Source organism: Mycobacterium alsense (assembly GCF_002086635.1).
GTDB classification, from domain to species: Bacteria; Actinomycetota; Actinomycetes; order Mycobacteriales; family Mycobacteriaceae; genus Mycobacterium; species Mycobacterium alsense.
Genome location: NZ_MVHD01000047.1, coordinates 1 through 15,520, shown reverse-complemented (window position 1 = coordinate 15,520; position 15,520 = coordinate 1). Strand labels below are relative to the sequence as shown.

Below are 15,520 nucleotides of genomic sequence, written 5' to 3'. Positions count from 1 at the left end.
TGGCCTAGGACCCCGAAAGCCGCTCACGCCCACGGGTCCTCGCGCCGCCACACCGTCGGCATGTGCAGCGCGACACCGTCGTGCGCGGCCAGCTCGTCGAGGACACGGACGGACACGTCGAGGTCGTCGCCCGCGTACGGCAAGGCCCGCAAGGGTTTTGACAGGGGGCTGAAGAAGTCGTCCCAGTGGATCAGGATCACCCGGCGCGCGCCCACCGCGCGCACGGTCTCGGCCCAGTAGTCGAGCAGATAGGACCGCGGCCGCAGCCCGAGCTGGCCGACGCTGAGGTAGACGACCTCGGCGCGCCGGCCCGCGAGCGCGCCTTTCACGAATCCGGCGCTGCCCTGGATCAGCAGCCGCCGGTCCGACGGCCGGTGGTGCACCAGCGCCGACCATGCCTCGCCGCAGCGGTATGCTGACGCACGCACCGGCGGCCGCAGGGGCGCCTCGATCGCACCGGGAAACCGGTCCGGCGGGCAGTGGTGCGACTCCACCAGCGTTACGTCGAAGGCGCCCAACCGGATTGGCTCACCCGGGGTCGCGACGACCAGGCGGTCCTCGGGCAGGCCGTATCCGCGCCCGACGTTGGCCGCCGACTCGCCGCCGACCAACCGCGCGCCGGTGCGGTCGGCGACCAGCGCGGAGTCCAGCGCGTGGTCGAGGTGCGTGTGCACCGGGATGACGGCCTCGAGCAAAGACACCTTCGCCCGGGCCAGGCAGCCGTCGACGCGCGCCGGGGACGGCGCCACCGTGCCGGCCGCCACCCGCGCCAGGCCGGGGCGCGAGAAGTAACCGTCGGTCATCAGCGCCGACGAGCCGTCGTCGAGCAGCAGCGTCGCCACACCCATCCAGGTCGCCGAGAGCGGCGCGCCGGGTGCCGCGACGGGTGCGTCGAACCGGTCGGCGTACCGCGCGAGGTCGGGGCGACCGGGCTTGAGGCGCATCAGCAGAACGCCCGGATCTCGGCGCCCGCGACGGTGAGCCGATCGCGCACCGCGGTCGCGATCTGCACCGCGCCCGGCGAATCGCCATGCACGCAAACCGATTCCACGCTCACGGCGATTTCCGTGCCGTCGATGGCGGTGACCCGCCCCGAGGTCACCATGGTCCACACGCGCTCGGCGATGGCCGCCGGGTCGTCCAGCAGCGCGCCGGGCTCGCGGCGGGGGACGAGCGTCCCGTCGGGCCGGTAGGCACGGTCGGCGAACGCCTCGGCAACCGTGCGCAGGCCGAGGCGGGCGGCCTCGTCGAAGAACGCCGAACCGGCGATGCCCAGCACCGGCAGCGCGGGGTCGACCAGGTGCACCGCCCGCGCGACCGCGGCCGCCTGCTCGCGGTGGGTCACGATCGTGTTGTACAGCGCCCCATGGGGTTTGACGTAGGACACCTCCGAGCCGCAGGCGCGCGCGATCGCCTGCAGCGCGCCGATCTGGTAGACGACGTCGGAGACGAGGTCGTCGGCCTCGACGTCGATGAAGCGCCTGCCGAACCCCGCCAGGTCGCGGTAGCTGACCTGCGCCCCGATGCGCACGCCGCGCTCGGCCGCCGACCGGCACACCCGCGACAGGCCGGCGGGGTCGCCGGCGTGCAGCCCGCACGCCACGTTGGCGCTGGAGACGATCCGCAGCATGGCGTCGTCGTCGCCGAGACGCCAGACGCCGAAGCCCTCGCCCAGGTCGGCATTGAGGTCGATACCGGCCACGCGCCCAGCTTATGCGGCCATCAGGCGGCGGCCGCTGCGGCGCCGTCCCCGCAGCCGGCAGCAGACGTAGATCGCGAACGAGATCGTTGCGACGAACACCGACACGGGAACGCCGGGCGCCAGCGACAAGAGAATGCCCCCGACGGCGGCGATCTCCGCGAAGACCACCGACGCCGCGACGGCCGCCGCCGGCGAGGCGACCACCCGCGCCGCCGCGGCCGCCGGGGTGATCAGCAGCGACATCACCAGGAGCGCGCCGACGATCTGCACGGCCTGCGCGGCCACCACGCCGACCAGCGCGGCGAACACGATGCCCAGCGCGCGCACCGGCACCCCGCGCGCGGCCGCGACGTCCGGGTCGACGGTGGCGAACAGCAGCGGCCGATAGCACGTCGCGAGCACGGCGACGACGAGCAGGCACACCAGCGCCAGCATCGTCAGCCCCGTGTAGCCGACGCCGACGATCTGGCCCGTCAGCAGCGCGAAGCTGGTCCCGGTGCGGCCCGGGTACAGCTGGATGAACAGCACCGCCAGACCCAGCCCGAACGCGAGCACCACGCCGATCGCCGAGTCGCGCTCCCGCGCCCGTTGGCCGAGGATGCCGAACAGCGCCGCCGCCACGGCGCTGCCCACCAGCGCCCCGGCGCCCACCTGGAACCCGACCAGCAGCGCGAAAGCGGCCCCGGTCAGCGACAATTCGCTGGATCCGTGCACGGCGAACGACATCTGCCGCATCACGACGAACGGCCCGATCAGGCCGGCCACCAGCCCCAGCAGCGCGCCCGCCAGCAGGGCCCGCTGGACGAAGTCGTGCCGAAGCAGGTCCGCGGTGACGTCGAACGAGAACAGGTGGTGCAGCACCTCGGCGAGCCGGCGATTCATCGGCCGCCCCCGCCGACGACATCGCCCGGCTCGCCGACCACCACGTAGCGGTCGCGGACCTTGACCACCTCGATGTCGGCGCGGTACAGCGCCGACAGCGTCTCGCTGGTCATCACCTGCTCGACGGCGCCGACCCGAAAGCGGCCGTCGACCAGGTACAGCAACCGGTCCACGTACGCCAGGATCGGGTTGATCTCGTGCGTGACGACGATGACCGTGGTCCCGGCGTCGCGGCGGCGGCGGTCGATCAGCGCCGCCACCAGCCTGGCGTTGGCCGGGTCCAGGGTCAGCAGGGGTTCGTCGCACAGCAGCAGCATCGGGTCGCCGACCAGGGCCTGGGCGATGCGCACCCGCTGCAGCTCGCCGCCGGACATCACGCCGGCCCGGACGTCGGCCAGCCGTTCGCCGTTGACCTGGCGCAGCGCCTCGCGCACGGCCGCACGCCGGCGCGCCCGGTCGGCGGGCCGCAGCGGCACGGCGCCCCAGCGTCCGCCGTCGACGCCCAGCCGCACCAGGTCGCGCCCGCGCAGCATGACGTCGTGGTCGATCGGGCGGTGTTGCGGGACGTAGCCGATGCTTTCGCTGCCGGAGGCGACCGGCCGTCCGCCCACCAGCGCGGCGCCGGCGCTCAGCGACAGCTGCCCGAGCAGGACCTTGAGCAGCGACGTCTTCCCGCTCCCGTTGGGTCCCAGCACGGCGACGAACTCGCCGGGGGACACCGACAGGTCGAGGTGGTCCCACAGCACCCGGTCGCCGAACGCCAGCCGGGCGCCGCGCAGCGCGACGGTGTGGGCATGTTGGCCGACCGACCGGACCGCCTCGACCCTCACCTCCGCGCCTGCCGGCTCGACCGCAGCGCGGCCAGCAACTTCTCGACCGTATTGCGCTGCCAGGTCAAATAGTCGGTGCCGTCGGGCAGTGTCTCGCTCACCTCGGTGACCGGGACGCCCGCGCGCCGCGCGGCGTCTTTGAGGCCGTCGACCGCGGAACCGGACGTCTGGGGGTTGACCAGCAGCGCCGAGACCCGCCGCTGGTCGATCATGTCGAGGACCGATGCCATGTCGGCCGGCGAAGGATCGGTTTGGTTCTCGTTGGCCGCGCCGAACGCGGCCGGCGTGCGGTTCACCAGGCCCGCCGCGGCCAGCAGGTAGTGCGCGTCCGGCTCGGTCGCGATGACGCCGGCGTCGGGGTAGGCGCCGGCGATGGCGTGTTCGGAGATCGCGATCGCGTCGGCGCCGCGGCCGAACACGGCGGCGTTGGCCCGGTAGTCGCCGGCGTTGGCGGGGTCGATGGCCGCCATCCGGTCGGCGATCGAGGAGGCGACGGACTTGGCCACGTCGAGGTCGTAGAAGACGTGCTCGTCGGGCGCACCCGGTCCCGCGTGCGAGACGAACGAGTAGGCATCGACCGACCTGACGGCCGGGCGCCGCGCCAGCACCTGGTCCACCCAGGCGTCGTAGCCGCCGCCGTTGTAGACGACGAGGGTTGCGTCGCTGATCGCGGCGGCGTCCGATGGGCTGGCCAGGTACGAATGCGGATCGGCGTCGGCACCGCTCACCAGCGAGCGGACGGCGACGTGGCGGCCGATGACGGCGCCGGCCACGCTGCCCCACACGTCCGTCGACGCCACCACGGTGACCGCGTGCGGGTCCGCCGGACCGCCGCAGCCGGTGACCGCCGTCGAGGTGGGCGGGACGAGCGCAACCAGCGCACCGAGCACGCGGGCCGACGGCCACCGCCTCATTCGCACGTCCACGTCCTCTCCCCACCCACCGGCCGACCCATAATACTAATGAAAATCGTTTCCACTAAGAAACCGCGTACCGGAGTGCTCATGGGCGCGGGCGGCGATCCGCTGTAGCCTCACCGAACGTGAGTCCCACCCCCCGCCGGCGTGTGACTCTGGCGTCGTTGGCCGACGAAATGAAGGTGTCGCGCACGACGGTCTCGAACGCCTTCAACCGCCCGGACCAGCTCTCCGCCGACCTTCGCGAACGGGTGCTCGCCACGGCAAAGCGGCTGGGGTACCCGGGTCCCGACCCCGTCGCGCGGTCCCTGCGCACCCGCAAGGCCGGCGCGGTCGGCCTGGTGATGGCCGAACCGCTGACCTATTTCTTTTCCGACCCGGCGGCCCGGGATTTCGTCACCGGGGTCGCTCAGTCGTGCGAGGAGCTGGGGCAGGGGCTGCTGCTGGTCGCGGTGGGGGCCGGCCGCAGCCGCGAGGACGGCACGGCCGCGGTGCTGGGCGCCGGCGTGGACGGGTTCGTCGTGTATTCGGTCTGCGACGACGATCCCTACCTGCAGGTCGTGCTGCAGCGGCGGCTGCCGGTCGTGGTGGTCGACCAGCCCAAGGGCCTGTCCGGGGTGTCGCGGGTGGGCATCGACGACCGCGCGGCCATGCGCGAACTGGCCGACTACGTGCTCGGGCTGGGGCATCGCGAGATCGGTCTGCTGACCATGCGGCTGGGCCGGGACCGCCGCCAGGGGCTCGTCGACGCCGACCGGCTGCGCTCACCCGCCTTCGACGTGCAGCGCGAGCGCATCGTCGGCGTGTGGGAGGCGATGACGGCCGCCGGGGTCGACCCGGATGCGCTGACCGTGGTGGAAAGCTACGAGCACCTGCCGGAGTCGGGTGGCGTCGCCGCCCAGGCGGCGCTCGAGGCCAATCCGCGGATTACCGCGCTGATGTGCACCGCCGACATCCTGGCTATGTCCGCGATGGATTACCTTCGCGCGCATGGCATTTACGTCCCGGGCCAGATGACGGTCACCGGGTTCGACGGCGTTCCGGAAGCGATCGCCCGCGGGCTGACCACGGTGGCCCAGCCGAGCCTGCGCAAGGGGCACCGGGCCGGCGAGCTGCTGCTGAAGCCGCCCCGCTCGGGCCTGCCCGTCGTCGAATCGCTCGACACCGAATTCGTGCGGGGCCGCACCGCCGGGCCGCCGGCCTAGCGGCCGGCTTCGTCGGTGTCACCGATCAGCAGCCGCACGGCCAGGTCCAACCGCTTGCTGACGTCGGTCGCCGAGGCCCGCCTCGTCAGCCAGGCCAGCAGGTTGGACAGCCACACGTCGGAAATCACCCGGGCGATGTGGTACTGGTCCTCGGTCGGTTCGCCGTCCGCCATGGCCCGGGCGAACATCGAATCGATGAGCTTCTCGACCTGGTCGACCTCGCTGGCCGCCGAGGCGTCGGCGAAGACGTAGGCGCGCGTCATCGCCTCGGTGAGCAGCGGGTTGCGCTGCATCGCGCGGTTGAGCTTGCCGACCATGAAATTCAGCCGCTGAAACGGGGTGCCGCCGGTGAGGGAGGAGCGGTCGGTCTTGGCGTCGATGCGGCTGAACTCCCTGCCCAGCGCCGACACCAGCAGGTGCACCTTCGACGGGAAGTACCGGTACAGGGTGCCCACCGCCACGTCGGCGCGGTCGGCCACGGCGCGCATCTGCACCGCCTCGTAGCCGCCCTTGGACGCGATGGCCATGGTGGCGTCCAGGATGCGCTTGCGGCGTTCCCGTTGCGCCTCCGAGCCCAGCTCGGACTCAGCCAGCACCGCCACGTTCATGACCTCGCGCGGCTGCGACTCGGGATCGCGGGTCGGATTGGCTGACGACATCTGCGGGAGCGCTCCTTTTCCGGGTGGTTCGTTCGCAAACGATACGCATGCTGTGCGTGAATTTCCCACCTCCCCGCAGCCGGTACAACCACGTGTACTGGTGTGATGGCGTTCGACTTGACGCTCGATCGCTGGCACTATTAGAACACGTTCTAGTGAGCTGTGAAGTACATCGAGCGCTCCTTATCGTCATCGAAGAATCAATCACGCGGAGGCCCAGGGTGGTAGCGACCGTCACCGACGAACAGTTTGCCGCGCGTGCGCTGGTGCGCGACTGGGCCCGCAACGCGACGTCGGGGCCGGGTGGGACCGCGGCGATCCGCGACGTCGAACAGGGCGAGCCCGACGCCTGGCGGCCGGTCTTCGCGAGCCTGGCCGACCTGGGCATTTTTTCCGTGGCGGTGCCCGAGGAGCGGGGTGGAGCCGGCGGCAGCGTCGAGGACCTCTGCGCGATGGTCGAGGAGGCGGCCAAGGCGCTGGTGCCCGGGCCGGTCGCGACCACGGCCCTGGCGACGCTGGTCGTCGACGACCCGGAGTTGCTGGCCGCGCTGGCCTCGGGCGAACGCTTCGCCGGGGTGGCTCTGCAAGGTGACGTCCGCTTCGAAAACGGGACGGCGTCGGGAACCGCCGACCTCGTGCTGGGTGGGGCGCCCGGTGGCGTCGTGCTGGTGCCGGCGGGCGGCGACTGGGTGCTGGTCGACACCGACACCGACACCGGCGCCGCCGGCGCGCGGCTCGAGCCCCTGCCGGCCACCGACTTCTCCCGGCCGCTGGCCCGCGTGGTGCTGACGGGCGCGCCCGCCGCCGGGCTGCCGGAGCGCCGGGTCGAGGAACTGGCCGCGACCCTGCTGGCCGCCGAGGCCGCCGGCATCACGCGTTGGTCGCTGGACACCGCGGTGGCCTACGCAAAGGTGCGCGAGCAGTTCGGCAAGCCGATCGGCAGCTTCCAGGCCGTCAAGCACCTGTGCGCGGAGATGCTGTGCCGCGCCGAGCAGGCCGAGGTCGCCGCCGCCGACGCCGCCCGCGCCGCGGCCGATCCCGATCCCGCCCAGTTCTCGCTGGCGGCCGCGGTGGCCGCCGCCACCTGCATCACCGCCGCGAAGGCCAACGTCCGCGACTGCATTCAGGTGCTCGGCGGCATCGGCTGCACCTGGGAGCACGACGCGCACCTGTACCTGCGCCGCGCCCACAGCATCGGCAGGTTCCTGGGGGGCGCCGAGCGCTGGCTGCGCCGCATCACGGCGCTGACCCAGCAGGGGGTGCGGCGCCGGCTGGGGATCGACCTGTCACGGGTCGAGGACCTGCGGCCCGGGATCGCCGCGGCCGTCGCCCGGGTCGCCGCGCTGCCCGAGGAAAAGCGGCAGGCGGCGTTGGCCGAGGAGGGGCTGCAGGCGCCGCACTGGCCGCCGCCGCACGGGCGCGGCGCGTCACCGGCGGAGCAGCTGCTGATCGATCGGGAGATGGCGGCGGCCGGCGTCGTGCGGCCGGACCTGGTCATCGGCTGGTGGGCCGCGCCGACCCTGCTGGAGCACGGCACGCCGGAGCAGATCGCGCGCTTCGTGCCGGCCACGCTGCGCGGCGAATTCCTTTGGTGCCAACTGTTTTCCGAGCCCGGCGCCGGGTCGGACCTGGCATCACTGCGGACCAAGGCGGTGCGGGGTGACGGTGGCTGGCTGCTCACCGGGCAGAAGGTGTGGACGTCGGCCGCGCACAAGGCGCGGTGGGGCGTGTGCCTGGCGCGCACCGACCCCGACGCCCCCAAGCACAAGGGCATCACCTACTTCCTGGTCGACATGAAGTCACCCGGCATCGAGATCCGGCCGCTGCGCGAGATCACCGGCGACTCGCTGTTCAACGAGGTGTTCCTGGACAACGTGTTCGTGCCCGACGAGATGGTGGTCGGCAAAGTCAACGACGGGTGGCGGCTGGCCCGGACCACCCTGGCCAACGAGCGCATCGCGATGGCCAGCGGCACCGCGCTGGGCAACCCGATGGAAGAGCTGCTCAAAATGCTGTCCGCGATCGACCTCGACGTGTCCCAGCAGGACCGGCTGGGCCGGCTGATCGTCACCGCCCAGACGGGCGCGCTGCTGGACCAGCGCATCGCGCAACTCGCCGTCGGCGGCCAGGACCCCGGCGCGCAGTCCAGCGTGCGCAAGCTCATCGGCGTCCGCTACCGGCAGGCGCTGGCCGAATACACGATGGACGTCTCCGAGGGCGGTGGCCTGGTCGACAACCGCGCCGTCTACGACTTCCTCAACACCCGCTGCCTGACCATCGCCGGCGGCACCGAACAGATCCTGCTGACCGTCGCCGCCGAGCGGCTGTTGGGCCTGCCCCGCTAGTCAGCCGAGATCGGCTGCGGCGGCGTGCAACTCGCGCACCGCGTCGCAAGCGATGGTTCCCAAGTCCCGGCCTTCGTCCGGTTCGGCCCAACGGGCATAGGCCGTCTTGAACGCCAGCGCACCGAGCTCGGCGGCCAATAGGGCCGTCGGCTCGGGCACGCCGCGGGATCGAAGCGCTTCGGCCATGGCAAGGGCGAGCCCGATCTGTTTGAGCGCGTTGCGTTCTTGCAGTTCGGCGCTGGCGGCGATCGCCGCTTTGAGCCTGGGTGCGAGGTCCCGGTTGAACGACGTGAACGCCGCCGCCGCGGACTGCAGGCCGGCGCACACGGCGGCCAGCGGCGTCGCGCCGGGCGGCGCCGCGGCGATTCCCTCGCGGAGTAGTTGCGCGATGGCGTCCTGGCCGGCGGCCAGCACGTCACGCTTGTCCGGGAAGTGCCGAAAGAACGTGCTCTTCGTCAGGCCGGCGCGCTCGGCGATTTGCGCGACGGTGGTCTCGTCGTAGCCGCGTTCGTTGAACAGATCCAGTGCCGCGGCGACCAACCGTTCGCGTGCGTCGGGTTGCCAGCGGGCCATCAGCTCACCTTAGTGATGCGACTATTGTCCCGTCACCGGTGTAGGGTGATGGGACCATTGTCGCATCACTCGAACGGAGCTGCTCGTGCGCGTATTTGTCACCGGTGCCAGCGGAGGAATCGGCTCGGCCGTCGTCTCGCACCTGATCGCCGCCGGTCATCGGGTCGTGGGCCTGGCCCGATCCGACGCTGCGGCCAAGACCGTCAGCGCGCTGGGCGCGGAGCCGCTGCGGGGCGACATCGCCGACCTGGACGTCCTGCGGCGGGCGGCCGGCGCCGCCGACGGCGTCATCTCGCTGGCGTTCTCGAACGACTTCACCGACATCGCCGCCGGCATCGACGCCGAGGCCCGCGCGGTCGCCGCGCTCGGCGACGCGCTCGTCGACACCGGTAAGCCGCTGGTGCTCGCGAGCGGCACCCCCGCGGTGCCCGGGCGTGCGAGCACCGAAGACGACCCCTTCAACGTCGAGGGACCGATGGCCGGGCGGGGCCGCACCGCACAAGCCGCCATCGACCTGGCCGGGCGCGGCGTCCGATCTTCCGCCGTGCGGCTGCCGCGGTCGGTCCACGACGCCGGCGGACGCTACGGCTTCGCCGGCATTCTGATCCTGGCCGCCCGGCAGCGCGGGGTGTCCGCCGTCGTGGGCGACGGCGCGCAACGCTGGCCCGCGGTGCATCGGGAGGACGCCGCGTCGTTGTTCCGGCTCGCGCTCGAACAGTCCCCACCCGGCTCGGTGCTGCACGCCGTTGGCGACGAAGGTGACCCGATGCGGGCGATCGCCGAGGCGATCGGCCGCCGTCTCGATGTGCCCGTCGAGCCCGCCCCGGCCGAGAGTTTCGGCCCGCTCGGCACCATCTTCGCCGTCGACCAGCCGTCGTCGAGCGCGCTCACCCGCCGGCGGTTCGGCTGGAACCCCACCGGCCCGAGCCTGCTCGAGGACCTCGAAACCGGCGACTACCCGGGTTAGGCCCCCGCAGACGTTACGAAAACCTGCGAAGACTCAGGAAAACGTCGTCTGCGCGCAGGTGCTGGGCGAGGTGATGTTGACCCCGGGGTAGACCACCTGGATGTGCGTGCAGGCGATGACGCTGATGTCGGTCTTGGGCCGGCCCGTCTGCCAGTCGGCCGAGTCGATGCGCCCGGAAGTCTGGTACTTGTCCGGCGGCCCCTCACCGAAGTAGACGGTGGTGATCTCGTCGGACCCCATCGCCTTGTGGACCCGTTCGTATTGGCCGCTGGCGTGCGCGTCGAGGTAGGCCAACCGGTTCGGTGAGCGGATCTCGGTGGTCTGGCGCGCCCACAGGCCCGGCGGGAAGCCCGTCACGCCGTCGGGCGTGCGCATGTCGGCGCCGACGGTGAAGTCGCAGTGGCCGTCCCCGCTGAAGCAGTTGAGAAAGGCGTGCGTCTCCAGCTGGTTGGGGCCGTCCAGCGGGAACAGGGTGGTCGCGGTGTTGCTCGCCGCGGCGCAGACGGGTCCGGGCACCAGCGCCAGCATGCCCCCGACGACCGCAAATCCCGATAAGAGCCGCTTCATCCCGCTCTCCCTCCGGTTCGCCAGGCGACTACTCGTCGTAGGTGACTTCTACCGAATCAGATTCCGGGCGAGATTGACAGGCCAGAATCAGGCCGTCGTCGAGGTCCTGCTGCTCGAGGACGTCGTTGACCTCCATGTTCACCTTGCCGCCGCGCAGCGTGCAGGCGCACGCGCCGCAGTGGCCCTCCCGGCACGAAAACGGCGCGTCCAGGCCCTTCGCGAGCAACACGTCGAGCAGCTTGGCCTGGCGCGGCCACGAGACGGTGTGCGTCTCGCCGTCCAGCTCGACCACCGCGGTGGCCGGCGGCTGGTCCCCTTCGGCAGTGTCTGAGACTTTCACCGCCGCGAACGGATCCGACTCCAGCGACTTGAACACCTCGATATGCACCTGCGCGGCAGGCACTTTCAGCTCGTCCAGCGCCACGCGTGCCGCCTCCATGAACGGCCCGGGCCCGCAGATGTACACCGGGCGGTCGGTGTAGGGGGCGGCGAGCTTGGCCAGCGCCGCTGCGCTCGGCAGTCCCTGCAGCGACTCCAGCCAGTGCACCACCGTGAGCCGGTCGGGGTACTTGGCGGACAGCTCGCGCAGCGCCTCGGCGAAGATCACCGAGCGGTCGTCGCGGTTGGCGTAGAGCAGGGTCACCCGCCCGCCGCCCTCGGCCAGCGCCGACTTGCAGATCGACATGATCGGGGTGATCCCGCTGCCGGCCGCCATCAGCAGGAAGTCGTCGTCGAGCGTCTTGGGCACGAAGTTGCCCGACGGCGCGAGCACGTGGATCCGCATGCCCGCGTGCGCGTTGTCGCACAGCCAGTTCGACGCGTACCCGTCCGCGGTGCGCTTGACGGTGACCGTCAGGGCGTCGCCGGTGAACGGCGAGCTGCACAGCGAGTAGCACCGCGCTACCGAGCCGGTGCGGTCGCTGGGGACGCGCAACGTCAGGAACTGGCCGGGTGCGTAGCGCAGCCGCTCCGGCGGGACGTCCGGATCGCCGGACGCCGCCGGCACCGCAAACACCAACGAGCGCGCCTCGTCGGTCTCGGCGACGACCTCGGCGATCTGCAGCTCGAGGACGTGGTCGCCGAGCGGCTCGTCGGGAATCGCATCGGTCACGACCCGTCCATCCTTTCCCTGGTGACTAGAACATGTTATAGAAAACCGGATTAATACCGCTACCAGCCGCAGGAATACCCTGCTCGACACGAATCGGAACGTGTTCTAGTCTTTCGTGTAAGTCCGTACTCCCGGGAGGCAACCGCAGTGACGTCCATTCAACAGCGCGATGCGCAGTCGGTGTTGGCTGGGATCGACGACCTTCTTCCCAAGATCGCCGAGCGCGCCCAGGCGACCGAGGATCTGCGCCGGCTGCCCGACGAGACCGTTCAGGATCTCCAGGACGTCGGCTTCTTCACCCTGCTGCAGCCCGAGCAGTGGGGCGGGCTGCAGTGCGACCCCGCCCTGTTCTACGAGGCGACGCGGCGGCTGGCCAGCGCGTGCGGTTCCACCGGCTGGGTGGGCTCGATCGTCGGCGTGCACAACTGGCACCTGGCCCTGTTCGACCAGCAGGCCCAGGAGGAGGTGTGGGGCGACGACCCCAACACGCGGATCTCATCGTCGTACGCCCCGATGGGCGCGGGCGTCGTGACCGACGGCGGTTACCTGGTCAACGGTTCGTGGAACTGGTCGTCGGGCTGCGACCACGCCTCGTGGACGTTCGTGGGCGGCCCGGTCATCAAGGACGGCCGGCCGGTGGACTTCGGCAGCTTTCTCATCCCGCGCAGCGAGTACCGCATCGACGACGTCTGGCACGTCGTCGGCCTGCGCGGCACCGGCAGCAACACGCTGGTGGTCAAGGACGTCTTCGTGCCCCGGCACCGGTTCCTGTCCTACAAGGCCATGAACGACGGCAGCGCCGGGGGATACCGGACCAACACCGCCCCCGTCTACAAGATGCCTTGGGGCACAATGCATCCCACCACCATCTCGGCGCCCATCGTGGGCATGGCCTACGGTGCGTACGCCGCGCACGTCGAGCACCAGGGCAAGCGGGTGCGGGCCGCGTTCGCCGGCGAGAAGGCCAAGGACGACCCGTTCGCCAAGATCCGCATCGCCGAGGCGGCCAGCGACATCGACGCCGCGTGGCGGCAGTTGATCGGCAACGTCGGCGACGAATATGCGCTGCTGGCGGCGGGCAAGGAGATTCCGTTCGAGCTGCGCGCCCGGGCCCGTCGTGACCAGGTGCGCGCCACCGGCCGGGCGATCGCGTCGATCGACCGGTTGTTCGAGGCGTCCGGCGCCACCGCGCTGGCGAACGACCAGCCGGTGCAGCGGTTCTGGCGGGACGCGCACGCCGGCCGGGTGCACGCGGCCAACGACCCCGAGCGCGCCTACGTGATCTTCGGGAACCACGAGTTCGGGCTGCCCCCCGGCGACACCATGGTCTGATGACCACCACGCAGGAGCTGACGTTCGAATCCACGTCGCGCTTCGTGGAGGTGGACGTGGACGGGCCGCTGAGGCTGCACTACCACGAGGCGGGCGTCGGAAACGACCAGACCGTGGTGCTGCTGCACGGCGGCGGTCCCGGGGCGGCGAGCTGGACGAACTGGTCGCGCAACGTCCCCGTGCTGGCCGAACGGTTCCACGTGCTGGCCGTCGATCAGCCCGGGTATGGGCACTCCGACAAGCGCGCCGAGCACGGGCAGTTCAACCGCTACGCCGCCAGGGCGCTCAAGGGGTTGTTCGACCAACTGGGCCTGGGACGCGTTCCGCTGGTGGGCAATTCGCTGGGCGGGGGCACCGCGGTCCGGTTCGCGCTGGACTACCCCGACCGGGCCGGGCGGCTGCTGCTGATGGGGCCCGGCGGGTTGAGCGTCAACCTGTTCTCCCCGGACCCGACCGAGGGCGTCAAGCGCCTGTCCGCGTTCTCCGCGGCGCCCACGCGCGAAAACCTCGAGGCCTTCCTGCGGGTGATGGTCTACGACAAGGACCTGATCACCCCCGAGCTGGTGGACCAGCGTTTCACGCTGGCCAGCACGCCGGAGTCCCTGACGGCGACTCGGGCGATGGGAATGTCGTTCGCGGGGGCCGACTTTGAGCTCGGCATGATGTGGCGCGAGGTTTACCGGCTGCGCCAGCCGGTGCTGTTGATCTGGGGACGGGAGGACCGGGTCAACCCGCTGGACGGCGCGCTGGTGGCGCTGAAGACCATTCCGCGTGCGCAGCTGCACGTCTTCGGGCAATGTGGGCACTGGGCGCAGGTGGAGAAGTTCGACGAGTTCAACAAACTCACGATCGATTTCTTGGGAGGTGGGGGATGAGCATCCGGTCGCTCGGCTATCTGCGCATCGAGGCCACCGACATGGGCGCCTGGCGCGAATACGGGTTGAAGGTCCTCGGCATGGTCGAGGGTAGGGGCAACAGCGAGGGCGCGCTCTACCTGCGAATGGACGATTTCCCGGCCCGGCTGGTCATCGTGCCGGGTGAGCAGGACCGGCTAGCGGAGGCCGGCTGGGAATGCGCGAACGCCGAAGGCCTGCAGGAGATCCGGAATCGCCTCGACGTGGAGGGCACGCCGTACAAGGAGGCCACCGCGGCCGAACTGGCGGATCGCCGGGTCGACGAGATGATCCGGTTCTCCGACCCGTCGGGCAACTGCCTCGAGGTCTTCCACGGGGCGGCCCTCGAGCACCGCCGGGTGGTGAGCCCCTACGGCCACAAGTTCGTCACGGGCGAGCAGGGCCTGGGGCACGTGGTGTTGACCACCCGCGACGACGCGGAGACGCTGCATTTTTACCGGGATGTGCTGGGCTTCAGGCTGCGTGACTCGATGCGCCTGCCGCCACAGGTGGTGGGCCGGCCCGCCGACGCGCCGCCGGTGTGGCTGCGGTTCCTGGGCTGCAACCCGCGCCATCACAGCCTCGCCTTCATGCCCGGGCAGACCCCCAGCGGGATAGTGCATCTGATGGTCGAGGTGGAGGAGGCCGACGACGTGGGCCTGTGCCTGGACCGGGCGTTGCGCCGCAACGTGCCGATGTCGGCGACGCTGGGCCGCCACGTCAACGACCTGATGCTGTCGTTCTACATGAAGACCCCCGGCGGATTCGACGTCGAATTCGGTTGCGAGGGCAGGAAAGTCGACGACGACTGGATCGCCCGGGAGAGCACGGCCGTCAGCCTCTGGGGTCACGACTTCACGGTCGGCTTCCGGAGCTAGCCGTGACCGCCGCGCCGATCGACCCACGCGCCTTCCGGCAGGTGCTGGGCCAGTTCTGCACCGGGATCACCATCATCACCACGGTGCACGACGACGTCCCGGTCGGGTTTGCCTGCCAGTCCTTTGCGGCCCTGTCCCTGGACCCGCCGCTGGTGCTGTTCTGCCCCACCAAGGTCTCGCGGTCCTTCAAGGCGATTCAGGCCAGCGGGCGGTTCTGCGTCAACGTGCTGACCGAGGAGCAAAAGGACGTCTCGGCCCGGTTCGGGTCGAAGGAACCCGACAAGTTCGCCGGGATCGACTGGCACGCTTCCGAATTGGGTTCGCCGATCATCGACCGGTCGCTGGCCTACATCGACTGCACGGTGGCGTCCGTGCACGAGGGCGGGGACCACTTCGTGGTGTTCGGTGCGGTCCGCTCGCTGGCTGAGTTTGGTTCAAATGCCCCTACAGTCAAGCCGCGGCCGCTGCTGTTCTATCGCGGCGACTACACCGGCATCGAACCCGACAAGACGACGCCGGCGCAGTGGCGCGACGACCTGGAAGCGTTCCTGACCACCACCACCCAGGACACCTGGCTCTAGATGTACTCAGCTAGGACGTTGGTGACACTCTGGTGATCGGGGGTTTGCCTCCGATGGCTGAGTGGCGTCGTTGATTGT

General features: G+C 70.9%; 16 protein-coding genes. 7 read left to right on the top strand and 9 right to left on the bottom strand.

Annotated elements, in window-relative coordinates:
- Nucleotides 1-23 precede the first annotated feature (23 nt).
- From BST11_RS21105 to BST11_RS21085, 5 genes are read right to left on the bottom strand one after another with little or no spacing between them, the layout of a single operon-like run.
- The gene (locus tag BST11_RS21105) at nucleotides 24-944 is read right to left on the bottom strand and encodes an MBL fold metallo-hydrolase (RefSeq protein WP_083139961.1); all 921 of its coding nucleotides are present in this window, start codon (nucleotides 942-944) and stop codon (nucleotides 24-26) included.
- Nucleotides 944-1,702, bottom strand: a complete 759-nt coding sequence (locus BST11_RS21100; protein WP_083139960.1) for a LamB/YcsF family protein — start codon at nucleotides 1,700-1,702, stop codon at nucleotides 944-946. The genes BST11_RS21105 and BST11_RS21100 overlap by 1 nt, the downstream gene beginning before the upstream one ends.
- Before the next feature lie 9 nt (nucleotides 1,703-1,711).
- Nucleotides 1,712-2,584, bottom strand: a complete 873-nt coding sequence (locus BST11_RS21095; protein WP_083139959.1) for a metal ABC transporter permease — start codon at nucleotides 2,582-2,584, stop codon at nucleotides 1,712-1,714.
- Nucleotides 2,581-3,414, bottom strand: a complete 834-nt coding sequence (locus BST11_RS21090; RefSeq protein ID WP_083139958.1) for a metal ABC transporter ATP-binding protein — start codon at nucleotides 3,412-3,414, stop codon at nucleotides 2,581-2,583. Before BST11_RS21090 ends, BST11_RS21095 begins: the two co-directional genes overlap by 4 nt.
- On the bottom strand, nucleotides 3,411-4,328 hold the full coding sequence (locus BST11_RS21085) for a metal ABC transporter solute-binding protein, Zn/Mn family (protein ID WP_083139957.1): 918 nt from the start codon (nucleotides 4,326-4,328) through the stop codon (nucleotides 3,411-3,413). The genes BST11_RS21090 and BST11_RS21085 overlap by 4 nt, the downstream gene beginning before the upstream one ends.
- A 128-nt stretch (nucleotides 4,329-4,456) precedes the next feature.
- Between BST11_RS21085 and BST11_RS21080 the strand changes: the two genes are divergently transcribed.
- On the top strand, nucleotides 4,457-5,536 hold the full coding sequence (locus BST11_RS21080) for an Rv3575c family transcriptional regulator (protein ID WP_083139956.1): 1,080 nt from the start codon (nucleotides 4,457-4,459) through the stop codon (nucleotides 5,534-5,536).
- Here the strand turns inward: BST11_RS21080 and kstR are convergent.
- A complete protein-coding gene (gene kstR / locus BST11_RS21075) occupies nucleotides 5,533-6,138 on the bottom strand; it encodes a cholesterol catabolism transcriptional regulator KstR (protein WP_165607986.1) in 606 nt (201 codons plus the stop codon). The two genes, BST11_RS21080 and kstR, sit on opposite strands and share 4 nt — an antisense overlap.
- 278 nt (nucleotides 6,139-6,416) lie before the next feature.
- Between kstR and BST11_RS21070 the strand changes: the two genes are divergently transcribed.
- A complete protein-coding gene (locus tag BST11_RS21070; protein WP_083139955.1) occupies nucleotides 6,417-8,540 on the top strand; it encodes an acyl-CoA dehydrogenase family protein in 2,124 nt (707 codons plus the stop codon).
- On the opposite strand, the gene BST11_RS21065 is transcribed toward BST11_RS21070, so the two are convergent.
- The gene (locus tag BST11_RS21065) at nucleotides 8,541-9,113 is read right to left on the bottom strand and encodes a TetR/AcrR family transcriptional regulator (protein WP_083139954.1); all 573 of its coding nucleotides are present in this window, start codon (nucleotides 9,111-9,113) and stop codon (nucleotides 8,541-8,543) included.
- 85 nt (nucleotides 9,114-9,198) lie between these two features.
- Between BST11_RS21065 and BST11_RS21060 the strand changes: the two genes are divergently transcribed.
- Nucleotides 9,199-10,080 (top strand): SDR family oxidoreductase, encoded by an 882-nt coding sequence (locus BST11_RS21060; protein ID WP_083139953.1) that lies wholly within the window; start codon nucleotides 9,199-9,201, stop codon nucleotides 10,078-10,080.
- Between the two features lie 33 nt (nucleotides 10,081-10,113).
- On the opposite strand, the gene BST11_RS21055 is transcribed toward BST11_RS21060, so the two are convergent.
- Both BST11_RS21055 and BST11_RS21050 read right to left on the bottom strand, forming a co-directional pair.
- Entirely contained in the window at nucleotides 10,114-10,647 is a 534-nt protein-coding gene (locus BST11_RS21055) for a hypothetical protein (RefSeq protein ID WP_083139951.1), read from the bottom strand.
- Nucleotides 10,648-10,675: 28 nt separating this feature from the next.
- Nucleotides 10,676-11,758 (bottom strand): ferredoxin--NADP reductase, encoded by a 1,083-nt coding sequence (locus BST11_RS21050; RefSeq protein WP_083139950.1) that lies wholly within the window; start codon nucleotides 11,756-11,758, stop codon nucleotides 10,676-10,678.
- Nucleotides 11,759-11,905: 147 nt separating this feature from the next.
- Between BST11_RS21050 and hsaA the strand changes: the two genes are divergently transcribed.
- From hsaA to hsaB, 4 genes are read left to right on the top strand one after another with little or no spacing between them, the layout of a single operon-like run.
- A complete protein-coding gene (gene hsaA, locus BST11_RS21045; RefSeq protein ID WP_083139948.1) occupies nucleotides 11,906-13,090 on the top strand; it encodes a 3-hydroxy-9,10-secoandrosta-1,3,5(10)-triene-9,17-dione monooxygenase oxygenase subunit in 1,185 nt (394 codons plus the stop codon).
- Entirely contained in the window at nucleotides 13,090-13,965 is an 876-nt protein-coding gene (gene hsaD / locus BST11_RS21040) for a 4,5:9,10-diseco-3-hydroxy-5,9,17-trioxoandrosta-1(10),2-diene-4-oate hydrolase (RefSeq protein WP_083139947.1), read from the top strand. The genes hsaA and hsaD overlap by 1 nt, the downstream gene beginning before the upstream one ends.
- The gene (hsaC, locus tag BST11_RS21035) at nucleotides 13,962-14,861 is read left to right on the top strand and encodes an iron-dependent extradiol dioxygenase HsaC (RefSeq protein ID WP_083139945.1); all 900 of its coding nucleotides are present in this window, start codon (nucleotides 13,962-13,964) and stop codon (nucleotides 14,859-14,861) included. The genes hsaD and hsaC overlap by 4 nt, the downstream gene beginning before the upstream one ends.
- A 2-nt stretch (nucleotides 14,862-14,863) precedes the next feature.
- The gene (gene hsaB / locus BST11_RS21030) at nucleotides 14,864-15,442 is read left to right on the top strand and encodes a 3-hydroxy-9,10-secoandrosta-1,3,5(10)-triene-9,17-dione monooxygenase reductase subunit (RefSeq protein ID WP_083139944.1); all 579 of its coding nucleotides are present in this window, start codon (nucleotides 14,864-14,866) and stop codon (nucleotides 15,440-15,442) included.
- Nucleotides 15,443-15,520 lie beyond the last annotated feature (78 nt).